We start from the raw sequence: 8,193 nt of genomic DNA on the forward strand, positions 1-8,193 counted from the left end.
CTTAACCAGCAGCCTGAAAATCACCGAAGAAACGCATCCCAACCGTGATGTCTTGAATAATATGTAACTGATTAAAACGACTTTGCTGTGCACTGTCTTTCTCAAGCATAAAACTTTGTTTATTTTGCTCTGGCAAACCTTGATGTTCAGCCACAATTTGGAACAACCATATTTCTGGCTCCCAAGGTAATTCTTGTTCGGCTAAGTAGTCGACACCGCTTAATGCTTCTGGGCTTTCTATTACACGTATGAAAAAGTCTTCTACATCTTTTGCTAGTTGCTTTTGCTCTGTGGCCACTAAATTTTGCACCGCCATAGCAAAACCTTCAGTTTGTTTGTCTGACTGTGAGTGTTGTTCTGGTTCTCTAGGCACGGCACGGGCAAGCTCTGCTAGCGCGTAACTATCTTGTGCGCGGTCTATAGCAATAAAGGCCTGAGGACTGATACCTTGGGCCTGATTAACCACCGCAGGGACTTGACTACGATTTGGGTAATCACCTATTTGGAAATTAGGATGCTGCCGTAAAAAAGCACTCATGCGATTGATGAGCAATGCTCTATCTTGCTGCTGTCGGAAACGCGCCATCAATAGTACAAGGCGCTTTTGTACTTCTAACAATGACCCTGAGTGCTCAGAAATACGGGCCTGCAACTGACTCACTAACAACTTACGAAGTGCACCATCACTGCCTGCTAGTTGGATAAGGTCGTCAAAATTGATAATGCCAAAACCGTCAAGTATTCGCCTTAGCTGGCGTTGGGCAAGTTCAATTTCTAAAATTTTATCATCCAAGCTACTCACAAAACCAAACTCGGTATTGAGCCTGTGCCAGAGGCTGTCAATCGCATCACGAAACTGCTCGGTCATGTCGTTGACACGTTCAGTTAACAGTTGCATATGGTGTTCACTTGCAGCGTAATCACCTTTTTGCCGTGCCACTTGTAATGACTGCACACGCGTGTCGATTTGATCTAAGTGCTCACCTACATCGGTGTTAATTTGCCGCTTTCGCTCATCTTGGGTCAAGCTGGCAATCAACTCGTTGACTATCGGGCGCAAACTTAAAGACTGCTCTTCAGGATAGAATAGCACTCTGCTATCTAGCAGTTTTTGTAGTGTTTGCTGTGAAAAAGCTAACTCGTTCACATGTCCTTCTAAGTAACCTTGCATTAAAGCATCAGCATGTTTGCCAATGAGCTCTAATCGTTCTTTGCCTAATTCAAACAACGGATTGCTTTGGGCTGGGCTTTTTTGCTTAGGTGCCTGGCTCAAAACATCGCCTCTTGTTCTGGGGTTTCGTCATCGATTGGCAGGTTTTCTTCGTCTTTGATAAAACGCACCAACTCAATAAGTTGTTCAACCTTACCGGTAACAATGTAAAACAGTCTGTCTTTATGGGGCTGATGCAAATAACCCAATTCTTTGATCCGCTTAAAGACTTGTTTGATTTGCATATCAGGTTTGTCACTACTGGACTTAAACACTCGGTCATTAGCAAGATGGCCTAAACGATGAAGAAGAGACTGGTTATCCACGACTTTGGACTCAAAGTCTTGCAACTTAATGGTATCACCGGCGTTTAGCGCGCCATCACGTCCTAATGCTTCTTGCACCAACTGCATCCATTCCAACATAGGTAATAAGGATTGCACTGTGCTGGTGAATTGATGGCTAAGATGCTGACGGGCATTTTGGGTTAAGTCGCAATAGGCCAGAAAGTACACCGAACCATCGTCATTTTTTGCCACCCGTCGATTTAGCGGCCTTAAAAAATGGTTTAAGTCATTCACTAGCTCGTCATTTTGTAATTTATGAAAGCTGTGCTCGTCTGTGACCGCACAAATAAACTCACCTTCCAGTAAGCGTTCTAATAATGGGCCATGTTCTATCATGCGTTCACCTTCGCTGATTCTGTGTTTGTCGCTTTATTTTGTTGCAAACGCTCAGCAATACGGCTGAGTTTGGGTTCAATTTTTTCTAAGTGTTGTTTTTGCTTATCAATCAAATATCTATGTTTAAACAACATCAACACATCTGACTCTGGGTTTGGAAATGCACCTAAAATGTGAATATCGTTGGCATCACAGGCCTTAAATAGTTTCTCTACATTGTGATAAGCCAAGGTGCCAATTTCATCTATAGGCCAATGGATATGGATATTTGCTTGATTACGCAATAAGCGGGTAAAGGCTAATAAAAATTTACACAAAATCAAATAAGCCATACCGTGACTTGACGACTCAAGCAACTGCCTATCATTTTTAATCACTAAGTCAGAACCACCTTCATTTAGATGTAACTCCAAACGCAACAGCGATTCGATACTGTAGTTAGCGTCATTGGGTAACACCTCAACTACATCAGCCAAATTATCCAAATACGCTTCGCTAGGCAGAAAATCGTCAGACATGCTCCATTTGTTGTATTGCTGAGCGAAACGTTTCAGTGGAGTCCAGAAATTAAGCTCATCAACAGTAGAAATAATCTTTACTTCAGAGCGGGCGATGCCGTCCAAAATCAAATCATCCGATACTTCGTCAGTCAGGCGCTTACTTTGTTGGGCGATTTTACGATTAATATCACTAAATACAGTGAAAAACTTGTTTAAGTCGCCGCCAATAGTTTCCCCCTGCTCCACAATTTGACGCTGACGCGACTCTAAAATACTTAACAAACGCTGCAAAATAGGCAGACGCTCGCGGGCATTGGCGTCTTCATCCAATACCCCAAAAGCTTGCAGCATAGTATCCAGAAAATCTTTACCGGCATCTTTACCTAGCGTTGCTTCGAACTCGGTCAGCGACTCTTTTAATTTTTTATCACCACGGCTGCGGCTTTCTAACGCTTCGTTACAGCGGTTGATACGTTCTGCCTGATCGCCCAGATTAATGTTTTGTTCTTCAGAAGGCTTAAAGGAAAAAACGATTTGACTGAGCTGGCGCACCATCGGCTCAATTTCGGTTATCAGTGAACTGAATCCAGACAAACTTTTGTCTACTGCTAACAGTACTTTAGACAACTCAGTTCGTTTTGTTTGGTATTGGCTACCCAAAGCAGTTTGCTGTTGCTCTAATTGTTGGGCGAGTGCTTTTAACTCGGCCTCTTGTTCGAGTAATTCTGGGCGTTGTTTCAACCAATCGGTCTGCATAAAGGTTTTATATTCGTTTAACTCATCACGCCTAACAGTCACTGCTTGGATCGCATTCTTTAACGCCTCAATTTGCTGCTTCAGCTCACGTAACGTATTTGGGTCAATGTCTTGGTTGGCTAACTCTTGATTAAAGACACTTTCTAGTTGTTTAATCTGCTCACGGTTCTGATCCCGTTTATACTCGACTTGACGATCAAGTTCTTCGATTTGTTCGTCTAATACGGCTAACTCACCTTGCCAACCGGTCTTAAACTCCAAAAGTTGTTCTTCAAAATCAGACTTTAATAGCTCAATAGCGCTTAGTTTCTGAGATGAAATTTGTTGTTTTTGATCTAGATATTGTTGCAAGGCTTGCTTTGCTTGTTGCTTACGTTTTTCTAGCACGACTTTTAGCTCATCGGCAAAACGCTGTTTAGCACTTTGCGCATAAGTCGTTTCTTGCTCAGCTTTTTCAAAGGCTCGGTTTTGCTCAGCCACCGTTTCGCGCTGAATCTCAGCTTCTTGGTGACATTCGTCTAATTCGGTCTCTGCTTGTTTTTGTTGTTTTTCAGCCGACAATAAGTGTTTTTTAGTTTGCTCTAACGACAGATTTAATGCGGTTTCGTCTTGGGCATAATCAGGGGCATCAATGACTGCCATATTCAATTGAACGCCTAACAAACTGTTGCCTTGTGCTTGGTTATTTTTAACAACAAGTTGTGGTGACAAATCTTTGCGATCAAGCAAAGGTTCATCAATCAGCTTACCGATGCTCTGTTCCCAGCCGGGTTTATTGTCTCTTAGGAACTGTCTTAGACTGTCTTGTTCAGGTGAAAGTTGTTTATGTAATTGCTGCAAGCGTTCCTTGGCTTGTCGAGTAGTTAACCTTGCTTGATGCAATACTTTATCTGCTTCATCGCGTTTATTTCTAAGCTGCTGATGGGTGCTTTCAGCCTGTTTTTTAGCACTTGAACATTGCTGCCATGTTCGCTGTGCAAGCTCTAAACGTTTGTCAGCGAGTGCACCGTTTTCTATTTCTTGCTCTGTGGCAGTAGCTTGTTTCGCCTGGTGTTCAGCACGCACAATGCTGCGCTCTGAGTCTAATAATTGCTGATCAAACTCTTGAGATTGATGATCTTTTCGTTGCTCAAACTGAGCGCGTAAGTCGACTTCTTTTTCGCTGTGAGTATTACGCACTGTCTCTTTTTGCTGACTGATGGTTTTAACTTGAGCTTGATTTTTACGGGACAAACGTTCTAAGGATTCAGATAACTTCAGTTTTTGCTGTTCAAGCTGACGTTGCAAATCTTTATGCTGGTCTATGAGCAAATTATATTGCTCTAACTTTTCGTCATACTCTTCGCGCTTTAAAGGTAAGGCATCCATGTCTTTTTGTAGTTGGTCAATATCGGAATCCTGATATTTTTCATACTGCTGCTGAATATGATCTAACCGTGACGATTTGGCTTTAAGGTTTTCGGACGTTTCACTGACACGGCTATTCAATAAGCCTTCTGATTGTTCAAAAGACTCTTTAGCAATGCTTTGTTCGCTTTTAATTTTATTACGCTGCAATTGAGCATCAGCCTTTTGTGTTGCCAGCGACTGCAAATCTTTTTCTAAAATGGGCTTAAGCTGCTGCAACTGGCTTTCAGTTGTATTAAGTTTTTCGGTTTGTGCCTGAATTTTTTGATACTCATTCTGCATCGCTTGCAAACGCATGGTCTGACGCATCTGGGTGATCCACTCCCGCGCCTTGGTATTTTTGACTGTAGTGGTAGGCTGCACTAAACCATCTTCTTCGAAAATAGCTGCGAGCATAGTACGCAAAGTATCCATTTTGCCTTCTTTGGCATGTACCGCGCTAACCAGCTTTTCCATATGCCGAATACGATGTTGGCTCGACACCAAGCTGTAACGACTGGCTAATTGCCTAAGTTTAGTACTTTCACGCCCAGCACCCCGACCCACACTGGCATCGTTTTGGATAATACTGCGAAACTCACTAGTAGCTTGTATTTTATGAGAAAATTCAATGCCTAGCTGCCTGAGTTGTTTAATCCACTGCTCGGGCAATATGGCTTGTACATTACCTTTTTCGACATCTACCAAAATTTGTTCTTGATGATAAGACGCTTCAACAAAGCGATATTGCACCCCATCGCTACCTTTGCGTGTTAAGACAACTTGGCAGTTTTGCCCATCTTCCCTTTGATATTCATAAATAAGATAACTATTCGCATGGGGCAAATAAAAGTCATCAAACTTCTTACGAGTTTTAGGCACCACTTTACTTGGCAACTCGCCATAAAAGACAGGGATCAAACGTTGCAGAGTTGTTTTACCCGACGCATTCGTGCCACAAATATTACTGTGACCCGATACATCAAGCTCGACAAAACCAGGAAGGTGACAATTAATTAAAATAATACGCTGCAACCCAGGCATAAAATTCCTTTGATCAAAGGGTTAATATGTTAATAATTTTATCAATAAGTGGTTGTGTTTAATACCGTTAACAATAGTTTTTATTATTTTTTTAAAACGTTCATATTATCAATTTATAATCGCCACACAAGACAAGGTAAAGTCACTGGAATTATACCTACTCAACCAAAGATGTTGCAGTACCTCATGAATAATAATGTTGTAAATCAGATATTAAGAAGAGTTACCCAACCTAGATTGAAAACTAAAGTAAACCAAGTTATTCGTAGGTTTTTAATAATTGTAATGAATAAATTCTTGAAGGATAGCAGCACAATTGTTTATCGTAATTGAGCAGATATAACCTGACTAATAGAGGATTTTTAAATATATCGAGAAGTCCGATGAGAAAAAACTGATCAACTTAAGCCAGAACATAGTAGTCTATTAATATAATTCATCTCTTAATAGAGAAAATATATGTTCGGCTTTTTAAAATCAGACCCAGCCAAAAAACTACGTAAAAACTATGATAAAAAAACGACTGATGCTATGCTTGCTCAGCGCAAAGGCGATATCAAAACATACTCTATGCTTACCGCCGAAGCGGAGAAATTATGGGCAGAGTTAGAACAACTTAAAGCTGACAAAAAATAGAGTCTTAAAGTCAATGTACAGCGAGCATTGCTCAATAGCACCTCGCTGCACATGTGAAAACCTGGGGGGTGGATAGGTAATATAAATATTAATGATCACGCCTTCTAAAATATAAATTTGATTTAATTATGCAGCAAGCTATCTGCTTGCGCTTAAATCATTGATGAATATAATCTTCGCCGTCCGCACTCATTGATTTGTTTCCTTCCAGCTCTTTTTTACCTTTGTGGTTAAAATACTTCATTCTCTTGAATCTATTTTTACTTTGCTTAGTACCCAGCGACCTGACAATGACTGATTTTAGTACTGACTTTCAATCCAGCTTTCAAAAATCAAACAGGCTGACACACTGTCAACCTTTTGTTTATCAAGCTTTTTGTAACCGCCTAATTCAAACAGTCGGGCTTTAGCGTCGACGGTAGTTAATCGTTCGTCACAAGTTTCGACGGCCACTTTGTATTTAGCATTGAGGCGATTAGCAAATTTTTTAGCAGAAAATGTGACTTGTTGACTCGATCCATCCATATTTAACGGCAAACCTACTACCGCCAATTGTGGGGACCATTCGGCAAACAACTTCTCGACTACGTCCCAATTAGGGATCCCGTCTACAGCCTTAATAGCATTTAGTGGAGAAGCAGTACCTGTTATTTCTTGCCCTACTGCAACACCGATGCTTTTGGTACCAAAATCAAAAGCTAATATGGTTCGTTGTCCTTGTTTACTCATATAGACATATCATTAGCCGAAATATCCATTAGAGCGGGTATTCGATAGGTGGACAAACATCAAGCGTGGCCAATATCTGGACCAAGCTGCCACACATCGATGCCTAAGCGCTGCACTGCAGTCTCCCATTTTTTATGAATAGGAGTATCAAATAGAATTTCAGTATCGGCTTCTACCATTAACCACGAACTGGTTTGGATCTCTTCTTCTAGTTGTCCTGCTGTCCAACCAGCATAGCCAAGCATAATTAGAGACTTTTCTGGTGCATCTTGATTGCCCAACGACGATATTATATCTTTTGAAGTTGTGACCATAACTTCAGGGGTCATGGTGAGACTGGAAGCCCACCCAGGTTGTGAGGTGTGTAAAATAAAACCACGGTCTTGACTAACCGGGCCACCAGCTAAAATAATATCTTCAGCTTTTTCATCTATCACTTCGGCTTTATCGTCAACCTGCTCGACTAACTCTTTTAACTTCATACCCACAGGTTGGTTGATTACCAGCCCCATCGCACCATGTTCGTTATGCTCACAGATATAAGTGACTGTTCGGGAAAAATACGGATCATCCATGCTGGGAGACGCAATAAGTAAATAATTCTGCAAACTTTGCATTTAAAGGTTAGGCTCCTTTGCCGGCGGCAAGACGTTTTTCGATAGCATCAAATAACATGCCAGTGATATTCACATCATAAGCAGCTTCAATTTCTCTCACGCAAGTTGGGCTGGTGACATTAATTTCGGTGACTCTATCACCAATTACATCTAAGCCAACAAATATCAGGCCTTTTTCCACTAGAAGTGGCGCGATAGTCTCGGCAATTTTAAAATCAGACTCTGACAATGGCTGTGGTCTACCTATGCCGCCCACAGCCAAATTCCCACGGTTTTCACCTTTAGTTGGCAGTCTTGCTAATGCATAAGGCACCACTTGCCCATCAACAATTAAAATACGCTTATCACCATCTTTTATTTCAGGTAAAAACTTCTGAAACATGGCGTAACGCGTCCCTAACTCAGTCAGTGTTTCAATGATTACACCCAAGTTATTTCCATCTTCTTTAACCCTAAAGATAGATGTGCCCCCCATGCCATCGAGAGGTTTACAAATAATATCTTTATGCTGTTGGTGAAACTCTTTAACTAGTTTTGTATCTCTTGTGACGAGCGTGTCTGCGACTAAATCTGGGAACCAAGAAGTAAATAACTTTTCATTAAAGTCTCTCAAACTTTGCGCTCTGTTTACC

The 8,193-nt window shown here is 41.3% G+C and carries 7 protein-coding genes; 1 reads left to right on the forward strand and 6 read right to left on the reverse strand.

The window, feature by feature from the left end; all coding sequences use genetic code 11:
• Window position 1: 1 nt before the first annotated feature.
• From QZ562_RS07580 to QZ562_RS07590, 3 genes are read right to left on the reverse strand one after another with little or no spacing between them, the layout of a single operon-like run.
• Window positions 2–1,273: a hypothetical protein gene (locus tag QZ562_RS07580; protein ID WP_293758846.1), complete on the reverse strand. Its 1,272-nt coding sequence runs from the start codon at window positions 1,271–1,273 to the stop codon at window positions 2–4.
• Window positions 1,270–1,893: a hypothetical protein gene (locus QZ562_RS07585; RefSeq protein WP_293758847.1), complete on the reverse strand. Its 624-nt coding sequence runs from the start codon at window positions 1,891–1,893 to the stop codon at window positions 1,270–1,272. Before QZ562_RS07585 ends, QZ562_RS07580 begins: the two co-directional genes overlap by 4 nt.
• Window positions 1,890–5,579: an ATP-binding protein gene (locus QZ562_RS07590; RefSeq protein ID WP_293758848.1), complete on the reverse strand. Its 3,690-nt coding sequence runs from the start codon at window positions 5,577–5,579 to the stop codon at window positions 1,890–1,892. Before QZ562_RS07590 ends, QZ562_RS07585 begins: the two co-directional genes overlap by 4 nt.
• 459 nt (window positions 5,580–6,038) lie before the next feature.
• Here QZ562_RS07590 and QZ562_RS07595 point away from each other — a divergent pair, with 459 nt between their 5' ends.
• Window positions 6,039–6,215, forward strand: a complete 177-nt coding sequence (locus QZ562_RS07595; RefSeq protein ID WP_293758850.1) for a DUF6435 family protein — start codon at window positions 6,039–6,041, stop codon at window positions 6,213–6,215.
• A gap of 300 nt (window positions 6,216–6,515) precedes the next feature.
• On the opposite strand, the gene ruvX is transcribed toward QZ562_RS07595, so the two are convergent.
• The 3 genes from ruvX to gshB form a co-directional block, all read right to left on the reverse strand.
• Entirely contained in the window at window positions 6,516–6,944 is a 429-nt protein-coding gene (gene ruvX / locus QZ562_RS07600; RefSeq protein WP_293758852.1) for a Holliday junction resolvase RuvX, read from the reverse strand.
• A 59-nt stretch (window positions 6,945–7,003) separates the two neighbouring features.
• Window positions 7,004–7,561, reverse strand: coding sequence for a YqgE/AlgH family protein (locus QZ562_RS07605; RefSeq protein ID WP_293758853.1), 558 nt, complete (start codon window positions 7,559–7,561; stop codon window positions 7,004–7,006).
• Between the two features lie 7 nt (window positions 7,562–7,568).
• Window positions 7,569–8,193, reverse strand: a 625-nt coding sequence (gshB, locus tag QZ562_RS07610; protein ID WP_293758855.1) for a glutathione synthase, incomplete at its 5' end; no start/stop codon positions are given.

Source organism: uncultured Paraglaciecola sp. (genome assembly GCF_913058035.1).
In the GTDB taxonomy this organism is placed as follows: Bacteria; Pseudomonadota; Gammaproteobacteria; order Enterobacterales; family Alteromonadaceae; genus Paraglaciecola.

Excerpts from the sequence above, each read along its gene's own strand:
- QZ562_RS07585 (WP_293758847.1), bottom strand. The coding sequence starts at position 1,893 with ATGATAGAACATGGCCCATTATTAGAACGCTTACTGGAAGGTGAGTTT.
- QZ562_RS07595 (WP_293758850.1), top strand. The coding sequence starts at position 6,039 with ATGTTCGGCTTTTTAAAATCAGACCCAGCCAAAAAACTACGTAAAAAC.
- ruvX (WP_293758852.1), bottom strand. The coding sequence starts at position 6,944 with ATGAGTAAACAAGGACAACGAACCATATTAGCTTTTGATTTTGGTACC.
- QZ562_RS07605 (WP_293758853.1), bottom strand. The coding sequence starts at position 7,561 with ATGCAAAGTTTGCAGAATTATTTACTTATTGCGTCTCCCAGCATGGAT.
- QZ562_RS07590 (WP_293758848.1), bottom strand. The coding sequence starts at position 5,579 with ATGCCTGGGTTGCAGCGTATTATTTTAATTAATTGTCACCTTCCTGGT.